The 20,141-nt window shown below is 72.5% G+C and carries 20 protein-coding genes and 1 pseudogene; 11 read left to right on the forward strand and 10 right to left on the reverse strand.

Annotated elements, in window-relative coordinates; translation table 11 throughout:
* Nucleotides 1–6: 6 nt before the first annotated feature.
* Nucleotides 7–933, reverse strand: coding sequence for a hypothetical protein (locus tag O145_RS16490; RefSeq protein WP_052374870.1), 927 nt, complete (start codon nucleotides 931–933; stop codon nucleotides 7–9).
* Nucleotides 930–1,289 (reverse strand): PadR family transcriptional regulator, encoded by a 360-nt coding sequence (locus tag O145_RS08310; protein WP_043562205.1) that lies wholly within the window; start codon nucleotides 1,287–1,289, stop codon nucleotides 930–932. Before O145_RS08310 ends, O145_RS16490 begins: the two co-directional genes overlap by 4 nt.
* 368 nt (nucleotides 1,290–1,657) lie before the next feature.
* Between O145_RS08310 and pepN the strand changes: the two genes are divergently transcribed.
* The gene (gene pepN, locus O145_RS08315) at nucleotides 1,658–4,255 is read left to right on the forward strand and encodes an aminopeptidase N (RefSeq protein WP_043562206.1); all 2,598 of its coding nucleotides are present in this window, start codon (nucleotides 1,658–1,660) and stop codon (nucleotides 4,253–4,255) included.
* Nucleotides 4,256–4,326: 71 nt separating this feature from the next.
* Here the strand turns inward: pepN and O145_RS08320 are convergent, their stop codons facing one another.
* Nucleotides 4,327–5,829: a PTS transporter subunit EIIC gene (locus tag O145_RS08320; RefSeq protein WP_043562207.1), complete on the reverse strand. Its 1,503-nt coding sequence runs from the start codon at nucleotides 5,827–5,829 to the stop codon at nucleotides 4,327–4,329.
* 365 nt (nucleotides 5,830–6,194) lie between these two features.
* On the opposite strand from O145_RS08320, the gene O145_RS08325 reads away from it, so the two are divergent.
* From O145_RS08325 to O145_RS08335, 3 genes are read left to right on the forward strand one after another with little or no spacing between them, the layout of a single operon-like run.
* Nucleotides 6,195–6,962, forward strand: a complete 768-nt coding sequence (locus O145_RS08325) for a GntR family transcriptional regulator (protein ID WP_043562208.1) — start codon at nucleotides 6,195–6,197, stop codon at nucleotides 6,960–6,962.
* On the forward strand, nucleotides 6,899–7,339 hold the full coding sequence (locus tag O145_RS19570) for a PTS sugar transporter subunit IIB (protein WP_267489923.1): 441 nt from the start codon (nucleotides 6,899–6,901) through the stop codon (nucleotides 7,337–7,339). Before O145_RS08325 ends, O145_RS19570 begins: the two co-directional genes overlap by 64 nt.
* Entirely contained in the window at nucleotides 7,336–7,797 is a 462-nt protein-coding gene (locus O145_RS08335) for a PTS sugar transporter subunit IIA (RefSeq protein ID WP_043562210.1), read from the forward strand. The genes O145_RS19570 and O145_RS08335 overlap by 4 nt, the downstream gene beginning before the upstream one ends.
* Nucleotides 7,798–7,821: 24 nt before the next feature.
* Here O145_RS08335 and malQ read toward each other — a convergent pair whose 3' ends face one another.
* Nucleotides 7,822–9,978, reverse strand: a complete 2,157-nt coding sequence (gene malQ / locus O145_RS08340) for a 4-alpha-glucanotransferase (RefSeq protein ID WP_043562211.1) — start codon at nucleotides 9,976–9,978, stop codon at nucleotides 7,822–7,824.
* Nucleotides 9,979–10,216: 238 nt separating this feature from the next.
* On the reverse strand, nucleotides 10,217–10,495 hold the full coding sequence (locus O145_RS08345) for a PTS sugar transporter subunit IIB (protein ID WP_267489924.1): 279 nt from the start codon (nucleotides 10,493–10,495) through the stop codon (nucleotides 10,217–10,219).
* 221 nt (nucleotides 10,496–10,716) lie between these two features.
* Here O145_RS08345 and ptsP point away from each other — a divergent pair, with 221 nt between their 5' ends.
* From ptsP to O145_RS19115, 7 genes and pseudogenes are all read left to right on the forward strand, one after another.
* A complete protein-coding gene (gene ptsP / locus O145_RS08350; protein WP_043562213.1) occupies nucleotides 10,717–12,414 on the forward strand; it encodes a phosphoenolpyruvate--protein phosphotransferase in 1,698 nt (565 codons plus the stop codon).
* Nucleotides 12,411–13,403 (forward strand): acyl-CoA thioesterase, encoded by a 993-nt coding sequence (locus tag O145_RS08355; protein WP_043562214.1) that lies wholly within the window; start codon nucleotides 12,411–12,413, stop codon nucleotides 13,401–13,403. The genes ptsP and O145_RS08355 overlap by 4 nt, the downstream gene beginning before the upstream one ends.
* A 131-nt stretch (nucleotides 13,404–13,534) precedes the next feature.
* Nucleotides 13,535–13,687: a hypothetical protein gene (locus O145_RS19095; RefSeq protein WP_229118442.1), complete on the forward strand. Its 153-nt coding sequence runs from the start codon at nucleotides 13,535–13,537 to the stop codon at nucleotides 13,685–13,687.
* A 16-nt stretch (nucleotides 13,688–13,703) separates the two neighbouring features.
* Nucleotides 13,704–14,198: a response regulator transcription factor gene (locus tag O145_RS19100; RefSeq protein WP_229118443.1), complete on the forward strand. Its 495-nt coding sequence runs from the start codon at nucleotides 13,704–13,706 to the stop codon at nucleotides 14,196–14,198.
* An 8-nt stretch (nucleotides 14,199–14,206) separates the two neighbouring features.
* The gene (locus O145_RS19105) at nucleotides 14,207–14,302 is read left to right on the forward strand and encodes a helix-turn-helix domain-containing protein (RefSeq protein WP_229118444.1); all 96 of its coding nucleotides are present in this window, start codon (nucleotides 14,207–14,209) and stop codon (nucleotides 14,300–14,302) included.
* A gap of 591 nt (nucleotides 14,303–14,893) precedes the next feature.
* Nucleotides 14,894–15,231: pseudogene (locus tag O145_RS19110) on the forward strand (ATP-binding cassette domain-containing protein); the annotation flags it as partial.
* Between the two features lie 250 nt (nucleotides 15,232–15,481).
* Nucleotides 15,482–15,751 carry a hypothetical protein gene (locus O145_RS19115; protein WP_229118448.1) on the forward strand — a complete coding sequence of 90 codons (270 nt, stop codon included), beginning with the start codon at nucleotides 15,482–15,484 and terminating at the stop codon, nucleotides 15,749–15,751.
* A gap of 40 nt (nucleotides 15,752–15,791) precedes the next feature.
* Here O145_RS19115 and O145_RS08370 read toward each other — a convergent pair whose 3' ends face one another.
* From O145_RS08370 to O145_RS08385, 5 genes are all read right to left on the reverse strand, one after another.
* Complete coding sequence (locus O145_RS08370; protein WP_229118445.1) at nucleotides 15,792–16,172, reverse strand: type II toxin-antitoxin system VapC family toxin; 381 nt, start codon at nucleotides 16,170–16,172, stop codon at nucleotides 15,792–15,794.
* 11 nt (nucleotides 16,173–16,183) lie between these two features.
* Nucleotides 16,184–16,441 (reverse strand): type II toxin-antitoxin system Phd/YefM family antitoxin, encoded by a 258-nt coding sequence (locus O145_RS19740; RefSeq protein WP_084682474.1) that lies wholly within the window; start codon nucleotides 16,439–16,441, stop codon nucleotides 16,184–16,186.
* A 675-nt stretch (nucleotides 16,442–17,116) separates the two neighbouring features.
* On the reverse strand, nucleotides 17,117–18,799 hold the full coding sequence (gene ettA, locus O145_RS08375) for an energy-dependent translational throttle protein EttA (protein ID WP_043562216.1): 1,683 nt from the start codon (nucleotides 18,797–18,799) through the stop codon (nucleotides 17,117–17,119).
* Between the two features lie 231 nt (nucleotides 18,800–19,030).
* Nucleotides 19,031–19,750, reverse strand: a complete 720-nt coding sequence (locus O145_RS08380) for a hypothetical protein (RefSeq protein ID WP_043562217.1) — start codon at nucleotides 19,748–19,750, stop codon at nucleotides 19,031–19,033.
* An 84-nt stretch (nucleotides 19,751–19,834) separates the two neighbouring features.
* A partial coding sequence (locus O145_RS08385) for a transposase (protein ID WP_043562218.1) occupies nucleotides 19,835–20,141 on the reverse strand: 307 nt, incomplete at its 5' end.

The following is a 20,141-nucleotide window of genomic DNA, read 5'->3' on the forward strand; positions in this document are numbered from 1 at the left end:
CTCGGGTCAGTGGACGGTTGGCTGAGTGCGGTTCTGCGCGCGCACGGCGCGGCGCACGGCGACGCGCAGGGCCAGGACGGCGGCCCCTCCCGCCAGGACGGCGCCGGCCGCCACCGCGCCCGCCTGCGCGAGGCGGGAGGCGGGCGCCGAGGGGCTCGGGCTGCGCTGGAGCGCCCCGGCGGCGCCGACGCCGGTCAGGAGCAGGGAGGTGACGGCGTGCCCGAGGCGCTGGGGCAGGGGCGCGCCGCGCAGGACGTCGGTCGCGCCCAGGGCGGTGGCGACGAGCACGGGCGGCAGGAGGGCGGCGGCCCGCCCCCTGCCGTTCGTCGGGCCCACCGCCGGGTCACCGCCGCTGCGCCCCGCCCGCGGTGCGCCCGCAGCGGCGACGCCCAGGGCGAGCAGGGCGGGAGCCGCGCTCAGGGCCGCGGTCTGGGCGGGGCCGAGGCTCAGGTCGTCGTCGAGGTCGTCGGGGTGGGCCAGGCCCGCCCGCACGGCCAGCGCCCCGAGGTTGAGGTCCCAGCCGATCCCGTAGGCGCGGGGCACCAGGACGGGGTCGGCGGGCGAGAAGCTCCGGGCGGCGCGCTCGGACAGCCCTCGCGGGCTGAGGGCGACGGGTACGCCGAGCACACGGCGCACCGGACGACACGGCCTCCCGGAGGGCTCGTCGGCCTGGTCGCCGGCGGCGCCGATGAGGGCGGCGGCGTAGCGGTCGGCGGGGCCGTGGGCGGCCAGGGCGGCCTCCTGCCCCTGAGCGGCCGCGGCCTCGCGCAGGGAGGCGGCGAGCTCGGCCAGGTCCTCCTCGAGGGCGGGCGCGGCATCCCCGAGGCGGGCGCGAACCTGAGCGACGTAGTCGGCCAGCGGGTCCGCCGCCTCGGCGCCAGGAGCGCCTGCACGGGATGCCCGCTGGTGCTGGTTGCGCAGTGCGGCAGTCATGACTGCACGTCCTTTCCGGCGGGGTCCTTCAGGACGTCCGCCATGTCCGAGGCCAGGGCCCGCCAGGTGGCGCGCTGCTCGCTGAGGCGGCCGGCGCCGTCGGGCGTAAGGTGGTAGTAGCGGCGGGGAGGGCCGGCGGGCGACTCCCGCCAGGTCGTCTCGACGATCCCCTGCCGGCGCAGGCGGGACAGGAGCGGGTAGATGGTGCCCTGAGGCGCGGCGAGGGCGGGGCGGGCGGCGAGACGCTCGACGAGGGCGCCCCCGTAGACGCCGTCGGGCTCGGAGCGGGCGATGAGCGCCAGGACGGCGAGCTCCAGGGCTCCCTTGCGGAGCTGGGACTCCCGAGGACGCGCCATAGTCGATCTCCTTACCTTGCGACACCCGCTAGTGTGCATTACAAAGTATGCGGCGTCAACGCGTCGATGGTGGCCCCGTGAGGCGTGGGCGGGCCGCGGCGGGGCGGGCCGCGCGCCCCGAGCAGAGAACCGTGCGACCGCCGGCCCCGACGGACCGATCTCGAGCCGGAACCGGACCGATCTCGGCGGAGGGGACGGGCACCGTGGGGCCCATCGGCCGGCGGGACCCCGTCCCGCCGCACCCACCGCGAGTCGCCGCCGCGCGAGATGAGAGGATGTCGCCCGATGTCCGCCGCGCCGTCATCATCAGCGCCACCGCGGACCGGCGGCCCCGCCGCCCGCCCGTTCCACCACATCAAGGAGCACTTATGCCCGGTCAGAACCTGACCCGCGAGGAGGCGAGCGCCCGCGCCGGCCTCGTCACCGCCACGAGCTACGACATCGCCCTGGATCTCAGCGGCGCCGCCGACCCGGCGCAGGAGACCTTCCGATCCACGACGACGGCGCGCTTCTCGGCCGCCTCGACCGGCCCCGGCGCGGTCACCTTCATCGACCTGATCGCCCCACGGGTGCGCTCGATCGTCCTCAACGGCCGTGAGCTCGACCCGGCCGAGGCCTACGTCGACTCCCGCATCGTGCTGGCCGACCTGGCCGCCGACAACGAGCTCACCGTCGTCGCCGACTGCGCCTACATGCACACCGGGGAGGGGCTGCACCGCTTCACCGACCCGGCGGACTGCGAGACCTACCTGTACTCCCAGTTCGAGGTGCCCGACGCCCGCCGCGTCTTCGCCGTCTTCGAGCAGCCCGACATCAAGGCCTCCTTCGCCTTCACGGTGAGCGTGCCCGAGGGCTGGACCGTCCTGTCCAACTCCCCCACTCCCGAGCCGAGGGCCGTCGGCGGCGCGAGCGTCTTCGACTTCGCCCCCACCGAGCCGATCAGCTCCTACATCACGGCGATCGTCGCCGGCCCCTACCGGGGCGCCACCGACGAGTACCGGGCGGCCGACGGGCGCGTCGTCCCGCTGGGCGTCTACTGCCGCGCCTCGCTGGCCGCCCACATGGACGCGGGCGAGATCCTGGAGATGACCCGCAAGGGCTTCGCCTACTACGAGGAGCTCTTCGGCACCCCCTACGCCTTCGCCAAGTACGACCAGGTCTTCGTACCGGAGTTCAACGCGGGAGCCATGGAGAACGCCGGGTGCGTCACCCACCGCGACGACTACGTCTTCCGCTCCCGGCCTGTCGAGGCGCGCGTGGAGCGCCGGGCCGTCACCATCCTCCACGAGCTCGCCCACATGTGGTTCGGAGACATGGTGACCATGAAGTGGTGGAACGACCTGTGGCTCAATGAGTCCTTCGCCGAGTACACCTCCACGCTCGCCGTGGCCGAGACCACGCGCTTCACCGACGCCTGGACCACCTTCCAGACCATTGAGAAGGGCTGGGCCTACAACCAGGACCAACTCTCCTCCACCCACCCGGTGGCCGCCGAGATCAACGACCTGCACGACGTGGAGGTGAACTTCGACGGCATCACCTACGCCAAGGGCGCCTCCGTCCTGGCGGCCCTGGTGGGCTACGTGGGCCGGGAGAGCTTCTTCAAGGGCATTAAGAAATACCTGGCCGCCCACGCCTACGCCAACGCCACCCTGGCCGACCTGCTGGCCGAGCTGGAGGCCACCAGCGGCCGCGACCTGGGCGCGTGGACGCGGGTGTGGCTCCAGGAGGCGGGCGTGACCACGCTGCGCATGGCTGTGGAGACCGACGACGACGGCGTCATCACCTCCGCAGCCGTCCTCCAGGAGATCCCCGCCGGCTCGCCGGCCACCCTGCGCCCGCACCGCGTGGCCATCGGCTCCTACACGCTGACCGGCCGGGGCGAGCGGGCCCGCCTGGAGCGCACCGGCCGCGTCGAGCTCGACGTCGACGGGGCGAGCACGCCGGTGCCCGGGCTCGTCGGGACGCGCCGCGCCGACGTCCTCGTCCTCAACGACGACGACCTCACCTACGCCAAGGTGCGCCTGGACGAGGACTCGCTGGCCACGGGCCTGGAGAAGGTGGACGCCTTCGCCGAGTCGCTGCCCCGCTCGGTGCTGCTGGCCTCCGCGTGGGACCTGGTGCGCGACGGCGAGCTGCCGGCGTCCCGCTTCCTGGCTGCGGCGCTCGCCGCGCTGCGAGTGGAGACCCACTCCTCGGTCGTCCAGGGCCTGCTGAGCCGGGTCACCACCTGCCTGAGCCACTACCTGCCCCAGGCGGACCGCGCGCCGGCCGCCTCGGCGACGGCGGAGACGCTGCTCGCCCTCGCCCGTGCCGCCGAGGCCGGCGGGGACGCCCAGCTCCAGCTGGTGCGCGCCGTCGCCGAGCACGCCGTGACCGAGGAGCAGACCGCGGCGGTGGCTGCCTGGCTCGACGGCTCGGAGCCTCTCGAGGGGCTCGTCGTCGATCAGGACCTGCGCTGGGAGCTGCTCATCGGCCTGGTGGCCGCGGGCCGGGCGGGCGAGGCCGAGATCGCCGCCGAGGAGGGCCGGGACCGGACGACGACGGGCCGCGAGCGCGCCGCCCAGGCGCGGGCCTGCGTCCCGACGCCCGAGGCCAAGGCCGCCGCCTGGCGCAGGCTCGTGGAGGACTCCTCCATGCCCAACGAGACCCAGGTCAAGATGCTGCGCGGATTCCGCAGCGTCGAGCGCAGCCCGGAGCTGCTCGCGCCCTTCGTCCAGGAGTACGTCCGCCAGGCGGACGCCATCTGGGACACGCGCACCTTCCACATGGCCGACAACCTGCTCACCGCGCTGTGGTCCCCGGCCACGGTCGGCCTGGAGGGAGCGGACCCGATCGGCGCCCTGGAGGGCTGGCTGGCCTCCCACCGGGAGGCGCCCGCGGCCCTCCGCCGGATCATCTCGGAGAACCTCGACAACACCCGCCGGGTGGCCGGTGCGCAGGCCTGCGAGGCCGCCGCGCACTGAGGACCCGTGACCCGTGCCCCCGCCCGCCGGGGCCCGGCGCTCCGCGAGCGCCGGGCCCCGGCGCGTGCGCGCTACTTCTTCGCGGCCCTTGCGCTCCCGGCGCTCTTCTCACTCTCCGCGGCCTGGGCGCCCGGCGCCTCCTTGGCGCCGGTCCTGCCGGGCCTCCCGGCGACGGCGGCCTGGGCGTCCTTGAAGGCGTCGGCGTCGTCGTCCTCGCGGCCGGGCGTCCTGAAGCCGAACCGCGTAATGAGGAAGCGGAACAGGAAGTAGTAGATGACGGCGTATACCAGGCCGATCAGGACCAGCAGGACCGGGCCGGCGAGGGCGCCGCCGGACAGCTCGGCGGACTTGCCGAAGTTGATGAGGTAGTCGATGCCGCCGGCGGAGAAGGAGAAGCCGTCCTTGATGCCCAGGGCGTTGACCAGGGCCAGCGCGGTGCCCGTGAGCACCGCGTGGACCAGGTAGAGCGGGAAGGCGACGTAGGCGAAGGCGTACTCCAGGGGCTCGGTGATGCCGGTGAGGAAGGCCGTCAGCGCCACCGAGATCATGAGGGCGCCGGTGGCCCTGCGCCTGGAGGGCCTGGCCGTGCGCCACATGGCCAGGGCGGCCGCGGGCAGGGCGAACATCATGATCGGGAAGAAGCCCGTCATGAAGGTCCCGGTCCAGGTGTTGGTCCCCTCCACGCCGGAGAAGAAGCAGGTCAGGTCGCCGTGAGCGGTCTGACCGGTGGCGGTGGTGCAGTCGCCGAGCTGGAACCACGGGATGGAGTTGACCAGGTGGTGCAGGCCGAGGGGGATGAGCAGGCGGTTGACGGTGCCGAAGACGAAGGCGGCCAGGGCGGCGCCGGCGCCGCCCTGGGTGCCGGCGCGCATGAGCCAGCCGCCGACCTGCTCGTTGATGAGCCAGTTGAAGGCGGGGTAGAGGGCGCCCATGACAATGGCGATGCCGACGGCGGCCACCGAGGTCACGATCGGCACGAAGCGGCGGCCGCCGAAGAAGGCCAGCCAGTCGGGCAGCTTGATCCGGTAGAACCGCTGCCACAGCAGCGCAGCGGTCAGGCCGATAATGATGCCGCCGAGCACGCCGTAGTTGATGGGGGTCTGGGTGGGCAGCTCGCAGACGCTCACGCCCTGGTTCCAGGGGCCGACCTGGGCGATGGCGTCCGACGCCGGGTCGAAGCCGTGGAGGCAGTCGAGCTGCTCCTGGGTGGGGGCGGGCGGCTTGCCCATGACCAGGGGCGCCATGACCCACAGGACGCCCTGGTACACCAGGTAGCCGAACAGTCCCGCCACTGCGGTGGACCCGTCGGACCTCCGGGCGAAGCCGACGGCCACGCCCACCGCGAAGATGAGGGCGAGGTTGCTGAAGACGGCGTTGCCGGCGGCCAGGAGCACGTCGGCGACCGGCTGCACCCAGCTCAGGTGCCCGGCGACGCCGTCCGCGCCGAGCATGTCGGCCTGCCCGAGGCGCAGCAGGAGGCCGGCGGCGGGCAGCGTCGCAATGGGCAGCATGAGGGAGCGCCCGAGCCGCTGGGCGGCTGCGAAGGCACCGCCCGACTTCTTCTTGTCAGACACGATGATCTCCAGTCTCGGGATGGCGGGGCGGCTGTGCCCCGCAGGGGGATCCGTCGCTCGCGGAAGCGACGCGGCCAGTCGCGCTCAGGCCGAACACGTCTGGACCAGTGGGTCCAGCAAAGCCCCGCGGGCGCCGGAAGTCAAGCGACGATCAAGCCAAAATTCGGGGAGCAGCTACGAGACCATCCACCACTGTGGAGCAGCACCGGTCCGCACCAGCTGCGGAGCCGTCCGCGAAACGGGCGGAAGGCGCCCCCGCGAAACACCACCGGGCCGCTGCCGAGAGGGCACAATGGCCCGTGTCCGGCGCCCACTGGCGGGCCGCCCGACTCCGCCCGGTTCCCGATCGACCTGTAAGTACCGCCATGCCCACCACGCCCAACGAGCCCGGCTCACCGACCCCCGCGAAGTACGTCGTCGTGCGCGACCATCTTCTCGAGCTCATCGCCCAGGGCCTCGCTCCGGGGGCCTCTGTGCCCTCCGAGCGCGAGCTGTGCGAGAGCTTCGGCGTGTCCCGCATGACCGTGCGACAGGCGATCGACACCCTCGTCGTCGACGGCGTGCTGGAGCGCCAGCAGGGGCGCGGCACCTTCGTCGCGCCGCCCAAGCTCGACCTGCAGGTGCGGCTGACCTCCTTCTCCGAGGAGATGAGGCGGCGCGGCATGGAGCCGGGCGCCGTCTTCCTGACCGCCGAGACGGCCCCCGCCGACGCCGCCGTCGCCGAGGCGCTGGAGATCGGCGCCGGGGACGAGGTCCACCATCTGCATCGCCTGCTGACCGCGGACTCCGTCCCCATGGCGATCGAGGAGAGCTGGGTCCCGGCCGGCCTCCTGCCGGACCTGCTCGAGGGGCCCCTGCCCTTCTCCGTCTACGCCGAGCTGACCGAGCGGGGACTGGCCCCGCAGTGGGGCGAGGACGTGATCGAGGGACGGGCCGCCACCGCCGACGAGGCGGTCCTGCTCGGCGTGGCCGAGCGGGCCCCGTCCCTGGACATCACCCGGCGGACCTTCCACGACCATCTCGCCGTGGACTACTCGCGCACCCTGTACCGGGCCGACCGCTACACGCTGTGGGTGCCGGTCGCGGCGCCCGGTCCGCGCCGTCGTCGCCCCCGTCCCGTCCGGGACGCCTGAGACCGGGCCGGGATGGACATGCCGCCGAAGTCGAGTACGATAACCAGTGGTATGGACCACCGGCACGGGGTCCTGCCGGGCGACGGCGCCCGCCGGTCACCGCCCTCACCGCTGCCCGGCTGCGGCCGGCCGATCCAGGAGGACACATGTCCCAGGCCCAGAGCATCGTCGACGCCCTCGGGGGGCTCGACAACATTGTCGAGATCGAGCCCTGCATCACCCGTCTGCGGTGCGAGCTGGACGACGCCTCGATCGTCGACGAGGCCGGTCTCAGGGCCGCCGGCGCCCACGGCGTGCTCGCGCTCGGCAACAACGTCCAGGTCGTCGTCGGCCCCAACGCGGACGCCATCGCCGAGGACATCGAGGACCTGCGGTGATCCTGACCGTCCGGGCGCCCCTGTCCGGGACGGTCGTCGCCATCGAGGACGTTCCCGACCCGGTCTTCTCGGGCAGGCTCGTCGGGCCGGGCCTGGCCATCGACCCCGACCGCGAGGCGGGCGCCCCCGTCACCGCGGTCGCGCCGATCTCGGGCACCCTGTCCAAGATCCACCCGCACGCCTACGTCGTCGTCGCCCCCGGGGGGCGCGGCGTGCTCGTCCACCTCGGTCTGGACACGGTCCAGCTGGGCGGGAGGGGCTTCACGCTCCACGCCGCCGAGGGCGACCCGGTCGCCGTGGGCGACCCGGTCGTGACCTGGTCGCCCGCGGATGTCGAGGCCGGCGGACGCAGCCCGATCGTCCCGGTGGTCGCCCTCGACGCCGAGGAGGGGGCGCTCACGACGGCCCGCGCCGGCCAGACCCTGGCCAGCGGCGCCGTGGCCTGCACCTGGTCCTGACGGCGCCCCGGCCGGACCCGCGGGTCAGCGCCTCATCTCGTCGCGGACGGCCGCCAGCAGGCTGGCGAGCCGCATGTTGCCCGGCAGGTCCTCGAGCAGGACGGGGCTGCCCGAGCCGTCGGCGAGCGGGATCCTCCAGTTCGGGTACTCCTGGTCGGTGCCCGGCTGGTTCTGGGCGCGCCGCTCGCCGACGCCGTCGACGAGGGCCACGCCGACCAGCGCGGAGGGCGTGCGCACCACGTAGCGGTGCAGGGCCTCGACGATCTCGCGCTCGGAGGGGTCGTCGCCCAGCAGCCCGTGCTCGCGCAGCCGCGTGAGCATCCTCTCGCGCTCCAGGCGGGCCTCGGCGCGGACCTGCTCGGCGGGCTCGGTGAGCAGCCCCAGCCTCTCGCGCAGGGCCACGTGCTCATCAGCGAGGTAACCGGCGGTGGGGGGCAGGTCGTGGGTGTTGACGGTGGACAGGGCCAGGTGCCGGTAGGCGGCGGGCTGCAGCGGCCAGCCGTCGTGCTGCTTCTCGAACCACAGCACCGAGGTGCCGAGCACGCCGCGGCTGGCGAGGTAGTCGCGCGCCCAGGGCTCGACGGTGCCCAGGTCCTCGCCGATGATGACGGCGCCGGCGCGGTGGGCCTCGAGCAGGGCGACGCCGACCATGGCCTCGTGGTCGTAGCGGACGTAGGCGCCCTGATCCGCCCCCATGCCCTGAGGGATCCACCACAGGCGGAACAGCCCGACGACGTGGTCCACGCGCAGCGCGCCGGCGTGGCGCAGCACCGTGCGCACCATGTCGCGCAGCGGCGCGTAGGCGGTCTGCGCCAGGTGGGCGGGGCTCCACGGCGGCTGGGACCAGTTCTGGCCGAGCTGGTTGTACATGTCCGGCGGGGCGCCGACCTCGATGCCCGGGGCGAAGGAGTCCGGGTCGCTCCACACGTCGGCCCCGTAGGGGTGGACGCCGACGGCCAGGTCGTTCATGACCCCCAGGCTCATGCCCGAGGCCTTGGCCTCGGCCTGCGCACGGCCCAGCTGCTCGTCGACGATCCACTGCAGCCACGCGTAGAAGTCGATGCGCTCGGTCAGGGTGCGGGCCTCGTTGGCGACGAAGGCGCTCGAGGCGTCCCTGAGGGTCTCGGGCCAGTCCTTGAGCTCGCCGTACTTCTCGGTCAGGGCGCACCACAGGGCGAACCGCTCCAGGCCCCTGCCCTGCTCGGCGCGGAAGCGCTCGAAGTCGCGCTGGCGGGACCGGGAGCGGCCGGCGGCGAAGATGACCTCGAGGGCCTCGCGCTTGGCCTTCCAGACGGCGTCGCGATCAATGGGATCCGCGCTGAGGTTGGCCGGCGAGACCTCCTCGAAGGCCCACTGGACCAGGGAGCGGCGGGGCCCGGACAGGCGGGCGACCTCCCCGATCGCCTCGGGGCGGATGTAGATGGGGTTGACGAAGCGCCTGGTCACCGGCAGGTAGGGCGACGGCGTCATGCGGCCGGCGGGCTCCGCGGCGTGCAGCGGGTTGATCAGGAGGAAGTCGGCGCCCTCCTCCCCCAGGAAGCTCACCAGCTCGGTGAGGTCGTCGGCGTCGCCGATCCCCCATGAGCCCTGGGAGCGCACGGAGTACAGCTGCGCCATGGCGCCCCAGCCCCGCAGGCCCAGGGCCGCCGGCAGCTCCAGGCGGTCCGGGGTGATGGCCAGGGGCGCCCGGGCCGAGAACGCCTCGCGGGCCGGGCAGGCGTCGATGTCGGCGACGAGGGTGTGCCATCCCAGGGGGAGGTCGGCCGGCAGGGCGAAGCAGGCCCTGCCGGTCAGGGCGCCGTCGACGTCGTGCGGCAGCGTCCATTCGTCGGTCTGGGACAGCTGGCGCCTGCCGCCGCCCTCCAGCTCCACGCGCACCCGCACCGCGGCGCCGTCGGGCAGGTGGACGGGCACGGAGGTCGAGGCGCCGGACCGGGAGACGACGACCCGCGGCAGCGTGAGCCTCCAGGGGGTGAGCTCGACATCCTTCAGGGAGGCCTCGACGTCCTCGTCGGTGCCGGCCTTGACGCCCAGGGCCGCCAGGACGGCGACGAGCGTGGCGCGGGAGGGCGCGGCGAGATTGCCGCGATAGTCCCAGTACTCGGTGGAGACTCCGTGTGCTTCGGCGAGCTGCTTCAGGCGTTCGCCCGCGGGCTCGGATGCGGCGATGGACTCGGTCATGGCGTGGATTCAGCCTCGTTGGTCGGTCGCGTGGGTGCGAGGGGTGGCCCCTGTCGGGATGGTGCGGCGGATGACCACCCGCCCGACCGTTCCAGTGCGGCTGTGCGACAGAACGATCGGGCGGCGGCTATCCGTTGCAGCAAGCGTTTCACAGGTGCTCGCGCAATGCCAGTCCCGGTTGGTCCCGGCGTGCACGCGGCGCCCGCTGCCGCGCCGGGAGGCCGGAGGACGGCGCGGCTCAGCCCAGCGCGGCGATCTCGCCCGCGAGGTTGTCCGCCGTCGGCCCGACGACGACCTGGACGACGCGGCCGGAGCGGACGACGCCGAAGGCCCCCGCAGCGCGCAGGGCGTCCTCGTCCACCTTCTCCTGATCCACGACCTCGACGCGCAGCCGCGTGATGCAGGGCTCAAGATCCGAGATGTTCTCCCGACCCCCCAGGCCGGCGACAATCTTCTCAGCGGTACTCATGTGTGCTCCCTCGTGAGTCTCGGTGCGGCGGCGCCCGGGGCGCCGCACGACGGCTCGTCATCTCCGTGCTCGCAATCACCTTATCCTAGGCGGACCATCTCCCGCCCGATCGGCGTCCCGGGGCGCGTCGAGCCGGTCCGCACCGGGACGTCGCCGGGGCGACAGCCTGTCAATCGATATTCATCCGACGGCAGAAACGAGACATCCGGCGCCTTCCCGGGGCACAATGGGCCGTGATATTCGCCTCCATCGCTGTTGAGGAGCACCGCATGGCCCCGTCCGACGCAACACCCACCTCCCTGACTGGCATTGGCGTGAGCCCCGGGCTCATCGCCGGCCCTGTCGCCCGCATGGCGCCGGGTATCACCGAGCCCGAGATCGCCACCCTCGATTCCAGCCGAGACCCCGAGAAGGAGTGCGACCGCATCGCAGAGGCCGCCCAGAAGGTCAAGAAGAGCCTCGAGCTCTCCGCCGCCGAGGCCAAGGGCGACGGACGCACCCTGCTGGAGACCACGGCCCAGATGGCCGCCGACCCGACCCTGACCACCTCCGCCCAGGCCAAGGTGCGCGAGCGCAAGCTCGTCCCCGAGCGCGCCGTGTGGGAGGCCGCCGGCACCCTGGCCGGCATGCTGGAGTCGCTCGGCGGCTACATGGCCGAGCGCACCCGGGATGTGGGGGACGTGCGCGACCGCATCGTCGCCGTCCTGACCGACTCACCCATGCCGGGAATCCCGCGCATGCCCGAGCCCTTCGTCCTGGTCGCCGAGGACCTCGCCCCCGCCGACACGGCGCTGCTCGACCCCGAGAAGGTCGTCGCCTTCATCACCTCCGAGGGCGGCCCCACCTCCCACACCGCGATCCTGGCCCGCGCGCTGGGCATCCCGGCGATCGTCGGCACGGGCACGGAGGTCACCGACCAGCTCCACGACGGCGACATCGTCCTGGTGGACGGCACCAAGGGCGCCGTGACCCTCAACCCGACCGAGGAGGCCCTGCGCCGGGCACGCGAGCTGGCCAGCCGGGTGCGAGTCTTCAACGGCGACGGCGCCACGAAGGACGGCCACGAGGTCCAGCTGCTCGCCAACGTCGGCGACGCCGCCGGAGCGCGCAGCGCCGCGGAGGCGGGCGCCATGGGGGTGGGCCTGTTCCGCACCGAGTTCTGCTTCCTCGACCAGCCCGAGGAGCCCACCATCGAGGCGCAGGTGGAGGCCTACCGCGGCGTGCTCGAGGCCTTCCCGGGCAAGAAGGTCGTCGTGCGCACCCTCGACGCCGGCGCCGACAAGCCGCTGCCCTTCCTCACCGACGCCACCGAGGCCAACCCGGCGCTCGGCGTGCGCGCCTACCGCACCGCGCGGCGCGACCCGGAGGTCCTGGAGCACCAGCTCGAGGCCCTCGCCAAGGCCGAGGCCGGCACCGAGGCGAAGGTGTGGGTCATGGCCCCCATGATCTCCACCGCCGACGAGGCCAAGGCGTTCACCGACAAGGCACGCTCCTACGGGCTCACGATCGCCGGCATGATGATCGAGGTCCCCTCCGCCGCCATTATGGCGGACAAGCTCTTCGAGCACGCCGACTTCGCCTCCATCGGCACCAACGACCTCACGCAGTACGTCATGGCGGCCGACCGGCTCCTGTCCTCCCTGGCGGACCTGTCGACGGGCTGGCAGCCCGCCGTCCTGCGGCTGATCAAGTCCGCCTGCGACGGCGCCGCCCCCCACGGCCGCCCGGTGGGCGTGTGCGGCGAGGCCGCCGCCGACCCGGCCCTGGCCGTGGTCCTGGTGGGCCTGGGAGTCAAGAGCCTGTCGATGACGGCCCGCGCCCTGGCCGACGTCGACGCCGTGCTCAAGTCGGTCGACTTCGCCGACTGCCAGCGCCTGGCGGGCCTGGCGACCAGCGCGCGCAACGCCGACGACGCCCGCGCCGCCGTGCGCGCCGAGCTGCCGATCCTGGAGGAGCTCGGCCTGTGACGGCGCCGTACCCGGTCCCCGTCGCCACCGAGGAGCCGCTGGGCTCGGTGACCCGGGTCCTCGCCCTGGACGAGGCGACCGGCGACGGAGACGGGTACGGGGACGGTCGGCCGATCGTCGAGGACGTGTTCACGGGCACCTCCCTGCCCCAGCTCTCGGGGCGCATCTACGGCGGCCAGGTGGTGGCGCAGGGGATGCTCGCCGGAGCCGCCACCCTGATCGACGACGGCGGTAGCGGCAGCAGCGAGCGCCTGCCGCACTCGGTGCACGCGTACTTCATGCGCGGAGGCAGGCCCGACAAGCCGGTGAGCTTCGCCGTCGAGCGGCTCCACGACGGGCGCTCCTTCTCGCAGCGGCGCACCACGGCCTCCCAGGACGGGGTGCAGATCCTGACCATGATCTCCTCCTTCCAGGAGGTCCAGGACGGCGCCGACCTCCATATCGAGGCCCCGGAGGTGCCGCGCCCCGAGGAGCTGAGGAGCGCGCTGGAGATCTTCAGGACCGTCGACCACCCGGTGGCGAGGTTCCTGGGACGCACGGCGGCCTTCGACCTGCGTCACGTCGAGGGCAATGTCTACCTGGGGCCCGGCGAGGAGCCCAGCAGCGTCCAGCACCTGTGGGCGCGCTCGCGCGGGCGGCTGCCGGCCGAGGCCTCCCAGACGGTGCACCGGGCGCTGCTGACCTACATGTGCGACCAGGTGATGCTGGAGCCGGCCCTGCGCAGCCAGGGGCTGACCTGGCGCAGCCGGGGCATGAGCCTGGCGACCCTCGACCACACCCAGTGGTTCCACCGGGACGTGGACGTGTGCGACTGGATGCTCTTCGTCCAGGACTCCCCCAGCTCGCAGGGCGGGCGGTCGATGGTCCGCGCCGAGGTCTTCGACTCCTCCGGGCGGCTGGTCTCCTCCATCGCCCAAGAGGGCATGATCCGCACACCGACGCCGACGGCCCACGGAAGCGGCCGGTGGGAGGTCCGCCTCGAGGGCTGAAGGCCCGCAGGCGCCGCAGGCGGAGGGCGGGGCGCCTCACCACGTGCGCGGGGACCGAGCAGGCCGGGTGAAGGCCTGCGGGCGGCGGGCGGGGCCGCTCGCACCGGGTCCGGAGACGGAAGGCTGCGCCCATGAGTGCCGTCGATGTCCTGCTGGTCGAGAACGAGACAGACCTCGCCGCCACCCGGGGCTGCCTGTCCGCCTTCGGCCTGCGCGTGACGCACTGCCCGGACGCCGAGTCCGCGCTGCGCCCGCGCACGCGCGCCCGGCGTCGTCCTGCTTGACGTCAACCTGCCCGGCATGAGCGGCTCCGAGCTGTGCCGCCGGCTGCGCGGCGACTCGCGGGTGCCGGTCGTCGTCTCGGCTCGCAGCTCCGACGTCGACCAGGTGCGGGGCCTGTCGCTGGGCGCCGGCGACTTCATCACCAGGCCCTTCTCCCTGGCCGTCCTGCTGGCCAAGGTCCGCCGCGCCCTGGAGCGCGGCGCCGGCGACGCACCCGCTGCTGCGGGCGGTGGGGCCGGATCCCCGGGGCCTGGAGGGGAGGACGACTTCGACGACGGCCGCCTGCGGGTGGAGCCGCCCACCGGCCGCACCTACCTGAACGGCCGCGAGCTTCATCCGACTGCGGACCGGGTCCTGCGGCACCTGGTGGCCAACCGCGGCGCGGTGTGCACCAAGGAGGACGCTATCCGCGCGGTGCGGGGCGACGAGAGCCCGGCCCTGCTCAGCAGGCGCGGCCCCCGCACGCCATCCGCGCGGTGCGGGGCGACGAGCTCACCGGCTCCGGCACACTGACCGCGCACGTGCGCCGCCTGCGCGCCCGCGTCGAGGACGCGCCCGGCTCCCCCGCCCACATCCGCACGGTGCAGGGGCGCGGCCACCTGTTCGAGGCGCCGTAATGCGCGGCCTGCGCGCTCCCCTGCGCGCTCCCCTGGTCCTGCTGACCATCGCCTTCGCAGGAGGCCTGGCCGTGCTGGCCCTGCTCGCTGTGCGCGAGCCGTCGGCCGCGGACGCCGCCGGGCCCAATGACGCCGTCCAGCGCCTGTCCACCCCATGGCCCCGCCCCGAGAAGGCGGGTCCGGAAGACGTGGCCGACCGGCTGCGTGTGGTGGACGCCGCGGACGCCCCGGTACCGCTGGACGGTGAGGCCGGCGCAGGCGCCGCGGACGCGCCCGGGCCGGCCGGGCGGGCCGCGCAGACCGAGCCGCTGGCCGGGACGGCGGAGCGGACGGGCGGCCCGGCGGCCGGGCTCCGGGACATGCAGTGGACCGGCGAGCACCGTCCCCTGGCCGCGCCCGTCGTCGTAGGCGGGCGGGTCGTGGCGTGGGCCCTCCTCGACGACGGGCGCACCGCCGCCGTCCGAGGCCCGCCGCGCCACCGCCGTCGTCACCACCAACAGGCTCTCCAAGTCCTTCTCGGTGGGCGGAGCCCAGCAGCACGTGCTGCGCAACCTGGACCTGGAGATCGCCGCCGGCTCCTTCACCGTCATCATGGGCCCCTCGGGCGCCGGCAAGCCCACCCTCCTGTACGCCCTGTCCGGGCTGGACCGGCCCGCCCTGGGCACAATGAGGCTGGACGGCACGGACCTGACCGCTCTGGACGAGGACACCCTGGCCCGCTTCCGCCGCAGCCACTGCGGCTCCGTCTTCCAGCAGGCGCACCTGCTGGACTGCCTCACCGTCCTGGAGAACCACCTGGCCGTGGGCCTGCCGACCGGCCGGGACCGCGGCGCCGTCGTCGAGCACGCGCGCTCGCCGCTGGAGCGCGTCGACCTGCCCGAGCGGGACTGGGCAAGGCGCCCGCCACGCTGTCGGGCGGCGAGGCCCAGCGCGTGGCCATCGCCCGGGCCCCGGTGAACCGGCCCGCCGTCGTCTTCGCCGACGAGCCCGACGGCCGGCCGGGCCCCGAGCACTCCGCTGCCGTCCTGGACCTGCTCAGCGGCGTGCACGCGGACAGGCAGACCATTGTCATGGTGACCCACGACGTGCGCTCCGCCGCCCGCGGCAACCGCGTGCTCTACCTGCGCGACGGCCGCATCTGCGCCGAGTGCTCCCCAACCGGCGAGCCCCCTCCCGCCGTTGGCCCGCCGCACCCTCCGCAAGCACCCGGGCCTGGTGGGGGCCGTGACGGTCCTGCCCCTCATCGCCGGCCTGCTCATCAGCACCAGGTTGATCGTGATGACCCAGCACGGCGCCTACCTGGACCGCAAGGCCGCCGAGTGTGACTCGCCCGACGCCGTCGCCCTCATGCCGCAGGGCGAGCAGGCCGACGCCGTCGCGGACGCCCTGCGGTCCGGGTTCCTCTTCTACGACATCGACTCCGCACCCCGGCGACAGATGCCGCACTGATAACGAGCCCGCTGATCGGGAGCCCGACGGGAATCGACAATCAGGACGGGGCGATCACGTTCAGGCCGCAGCACTGAGCGGCTCGGCGCATCTCGCGGCCGTAGGTCAGAAGAATGTCCGCACTGACGGCCCTCGCGACCGCAAGATGGATGGCATCGGCGGCGCGCAGCCCCATCGATCCGGAGAAGGCGCTGAGAAGATGCTCCCTGGAGACGTCAATGAGCTCGACCCCGGAGAGCAGGACCGCCGCCGTCCTCTCATCAAGCTCGCGGCGACGGCGGGCAGCGCAGTGAAGCTCGGTATGGAGCAGGAAGGACGCGCACAGGACCATACCGCCTGCAACGGCGCTGTTGAGCCACTGCGACAGCGGCCTCGACTCTTTCTCCTCAATGAGCAGCTTGAGCGCAGCCGAGGTGCCCAAGTAGCAGATCCTCATCGCTCACCGCGAAGATCATCCAGCACATCACGCGACGCGATCCCGGTGGCGCGCCTCAGTGCAGCGAAGTCCACACGGACAGACCGGGTGACGGCTCCGCTCCGCCGGAGAAGAGCGAGAGGCTCCTCGGGCACGGGAGCGAGCAGGGCCACAGGTCTCCCATTGTTGGTGATCTCAAAAGTCTCCCCCGCTTGAACGCGGCGCAGAATCTCCGCACTGTTATTGCGCAGCTCGCGGTGCGGAATCGTGGGCACACGCCATCACCTCGTAGCAAATGTAGCACGGACGCTTGAGCCGCCCCGGAGCAGCATCCACCGCAGGAATCCGGGCACGGCCCTCCCGCCTCGCCGCCGCCTCTCTCCTGTACACGCCCACTGCGCGCACCCGGGCGCCGGCCAGTCGAGAGGGGGCACTGCGAGCCCGCATGAGAGCCCGCGTATCCAGCACCAGCAGGTAGCCGCTCATGCCCCCGCACAGCTCCTCCTCGGGCAGCTTCATCGAAAGAAGGAGTCGGGCAGCTGATGACCGCCGAATCCGAGCTCGTGCTCGCCGTCGTCGGCCGAGACCAGCCGCGCGATTGTCCGCCGCCCCGGGCGATGCCGACCGCGGCACCGCGCCCCGCCCCCGGCACTGCGAGTGCAGGTCGCAAGGTGGCGGAATGCTGCGGCGGCTCATGGGCAGGGGCCGGGTGTCCGTCAGAATGACATTGGAGCCCTCGGACGCCGTTCCCCTCGAAGCCGCCCTTGCGATGACGCGGTTCCCCGACAGCACCTCAGCAGCCCGGGCGGCCAATGTCATTCTGACGGACACCCGCGCACCTCGGCCAAGGCCGCAAGCGGCCTCGCCTCGGCTCAATCGCGTGTGTTCAGCCTGCGGCCCGCAACACGCTCAATCACCTCGGCCAAGGCCGCAAGCGGCCTCGCCTCGGCTCAATCGCGTGTGAGCTTGCGGTAGGTGACGCGGTGGGGGCGGGCGGCCTCGGCGCCCAGGCGCTTGACCTTGTTCTCCTCGTAGGAGGCGAAGTTGCCCTCGAACCAGTACCAGCTGGCCGGGTTGTCATCCGTGCCCTCCCAGGCGAGGATGTGGGTGGCCACGCGGTCCAGGAACCAGCGGTCGTGGGTAATGACGACGGCGCAGCCGGGGAACTGCAGCAGGGCGTTCTCCAGGGAGCCGAGGGTCTCGACGTCGAGGTCGTTGGTGGGCTCGTCCAGCAGGATGAGGTTGCCGCCCTGCTTGAGGGTCAGGGCCAGGTTGAGGCGGTTGCGCTCGCCGCCGGACAGGACCCCGGCGGGCTTCTGCTGGTCGGCGCCCTTGAAGCCGAAGGAGGCGACGTAGGCGCGCGAGGGCATCTCCACGTTGCCGACCTGGATGTAGTCCAGGCCGTCGGAGACGACCTCCCACAGGGTCTTCTTGGGGTCGATCCCGGCGCGGGACTGGTCCACATAGGACAGCTTGACGGTCTGGCCGACCTTGAGACTGCCGCCGTCGAGCTCCTCCAGGCCGACGATCGTCTTGAACAGGGTCGTCTTGCCGACGCCGTTGGGTCCGACGATACCGACAATGCCGTTGCGCGGCAGGGTGAAGGACAGTCCGTCGATGAGCGTGCGCCCGTCGAAGCCCTTGCTGAGGCTCGTGGCCTCCAGGACCTGGCTGCCGAGCCTGGGGCCCGGCGGGATCTGGATCTCCTCGAAGTCGAGCTTGCGGGTGCGCTCGGCCTCTGCGGCCATCTCCTCGTAGCGGGCCAGACGGGCCTTGGACTTGGCCTGGCGCCCCCGGGCCGAGGACCGCACCCACTCCAGCTCGTCCTTGAGGCGCTTGGCGAGCTTGGCGTCCTTCTTGCCCTGGACCTCCAGGCGCTTCTCCTTGGTCTCCAGGTAGGTGGAGTAGTTGCCCTCGTAGGGGTAGAGGTGACCGCGATCGACCTCGGCGATCCACTGGGCGACGTGGTCGAGGAAGTAGCGGTCGTGGGTGACGGCGATAACGGCACCCGCGTAGGTCGACAGGTGCTGCTCCAGCCACAGGACGGACTCGGCGTCGAGGTGGTTGGTGGGCTCGTCGAGCAGGAGCAGGTCGGGGGCCTGGAGGAGCAGCCTGCACAGGGCCACGCGACGGCGCTCGCCGCCGGAGAGGCTGCTCACCTCGGCGTCGGGCGGCGGGCAGCGCAGGGCGTCCATGGCCTGCTCGAGCTGGGAGTCCAGGTCCCAGGCGTTCGCGGCGTCGATGTCGGTCTGGAGCGCGCCCATCTCCTCCATGAGGGCGTCGAAGTCGGCGTCCGGGTCGGCCATGGCGGCGGAGATCTCGTTGTAGCGGTCGAGCTTGCCCTTGATCTCGGCCACGCCCTCCTCGACGTTGCCGAGCACGGTCTTGTCCTCGTTGAGCGGGGGCTCCTGGAGGAGGATGCCGACGCTGTAGCCCGGGCTCAGGCGGGCCTCGCCGTTGGAGGGCTGGTCGATACCGGCCATGATCTTGAGGATGGAGGACTTGCCGGCGCCGTTGGGGCCGACCATGCCGATCTTGGCGCCCGGCAGGAACGCCATGGTGACGTCGTCGAGGATGACCTTGTCGCCGTGCGCCTTGCGCGCCTTGATCATCTGGTAGATGTACTCAGCCACTGCTTCGCCGTGCCTTTCGTCAGGGGGTGAGTGGTGGATGCCTGCGCAGCGGCACCGCCGATGCCGTATCCGGCTGCCCGGTCGGTTTCGCGCGCACTGCCGCCAAGCCTAAGGGAGCGGGCGGGCGATGGCGACGGGCGCGGGCGTGAGGCCGTGCACGCGGGGCGCCCCTCCGCAGCCGCCTCCCAGTGAGCGGCGACCGGGCTGCCGCATCGCCTCGATTCCCCGGCGCTACCTTCGGGTGTCGAGGACCTCAAGCATGAGCGGGTCCGACATCCTCTCCTCATCGGGCAGGTGCATGGCGGTGGCGAGCAGGTCCGCGACCCGCCTCGCGCCCTCGCGGTCGCCACCGCTGAAGGTGACGGACAGGTCCTCCCGCCTGGAGATGACGTCGAGACCGGGAGCGCCCTTGCCCTCGGCCTTGAATCGGACGTAGCGCACATCATCGAGCGGGAAGGCGCGCTCTATCGCGCCGTCGTTCAGCAAGCTCCTCCGGGAGGCGTGGAAGACCCGCGCCGACGTCACCCCCAGGACACCAGAGTCAGTGGTCGATGAGATGGCGATCAGGTTCTCGTCCCGCTCGAGAATCCACCGCAGGATCTTCAGCTCGTCGTCCACCTCTTCCTGGTCGCCGGTCCTGACCGGAGGGTCGGGCAGGGGTACGTCGTCGGCCTTTTCGCCGGCGAGCCCGACGACGTACCCCGACAGGTCCTTGAGGCGTCCGACCTCGCTGTCGTCGCTCCAACCGGTCGCCGTCATGACGCGCCCGGCCAGGCCCGTCAGGATATTGCCTCCGTCGCCGCCCCCGCGAAGCCCCTCGGGACGGGACATCAGGCTCCGGTACGACAGCTCTGAGGTCAGGCCGACACGGCGCTTCAGGCGGTCAAGAAGGGTCGAGGCGAGCTCGGAGGCCTGATCATGCTCGCTGTGAGTGTTCTTCACCTTCGTCATGACCCTGCGCGCCCCTTCCGGAGTCCTGTCCTCGTTCTGGGCCACATACGAGCACCTGAGCGCGTCGGCCATGTATGGCTGGAATTAAACAAGATCGGTGTGTGGCGGTGTGACTGGGAGGTGCTCGAAGTCGTAGTCGAAGGTGCGGTTGGTGATGTAGGCGGTGAAGGCCGCGAAGGTGTTCTCCGGGGCGACCCCCCGGAGGTTGGCGATATTGTTCTTGGCGGCGTTCCACACGTGTTCTGTGGGATTGTGATCGGGGGCGTACGGGGGCATGTAGATAGGCATGATGCGCTCCAGAGCCTGGCCGGGGGCATAAAGATCGTTCAAAGCCTTGGCGTGGTGGAACCTGGCGTTGTCCAGGACGACCGCGATCTTCTTTTTCTCATCG

The sequence above is a fragment of the Actinomyces israelii DSM 43320 genome (genome assembly GCF_000711965.1).
Lineage (GTDB): Bacteria > Actinomycetota > Actinomycetes > Actinomycetales > Actinomycetaceae > Actinomyces > Actinomyces israelii.

Excerpts from the sequence above, each read along its gene's own strand:
- O145_RS16490 (WP_052374870.1), bottom strand. The coding sequence starts at position 933 with ATGACTGCCGCACTGCGCAACCAGCACCAGCGGGCATCCCGTGCAGGC.
- O145_RS08310 (WP_043562205.1), bottom strand. The coding sequence starts at position 1,289 with ATGGCGCGTCCTCGGGAGTCCCAGCTCCGCAAGGGAGCCCTGGAGCTC.
- pepN (WP_043562206.1), top strand. The coding sequence starts at position 1,658 with ATGCCCGGTCAGAACCTGACCCGCGAGGAGGCGAGCGCCCGCGCCGGC.
- O145_RS08325 (WP_043562208.1), top strand. The coding sequence starts at position 6,195 with ATGCCCACCACGCCCAACGAGCCCGGCTCACCGACCCCCGCGAAGTAC.
- malQ (WP_043562211.1), bottom strand. The coding sequence starts at position 9,978 with ATGACCGAGTCCATCGCCGCATCCGAGCCCGCGGGCGAACGCCTGAAG.
- ptsP (WP_043562213.1), top strand. The coding sequence starts at position 10,717 with ATGGCCCCGTCCGACGCAACACCCACCTCCCTGACTGGCATTGGCGTG.
- O145_RS19095 (WP_229118442.1), top strand. The coding sequence starts at position 13,535 with ATGAGTGCCGTCGATGTCCTGCTGGTCGAGAACGAGACAGACCTCGCC.
- O145_RS19100 (WP_229118443.1), top strand. The coding sequence starts at position 13,704 with ATGAGCGGCTCCGAGCTGTGCCGCCGGCTGCGCGGCGACTCGCGGGTG.
- O145_RS08380 (WP_043562217.1), bottom strand. The coding sequence starts at position 19,750 with ATGACGAAGGTGAAGAACACTCACAGCGAGCATGATCAGGCCTCCGAG.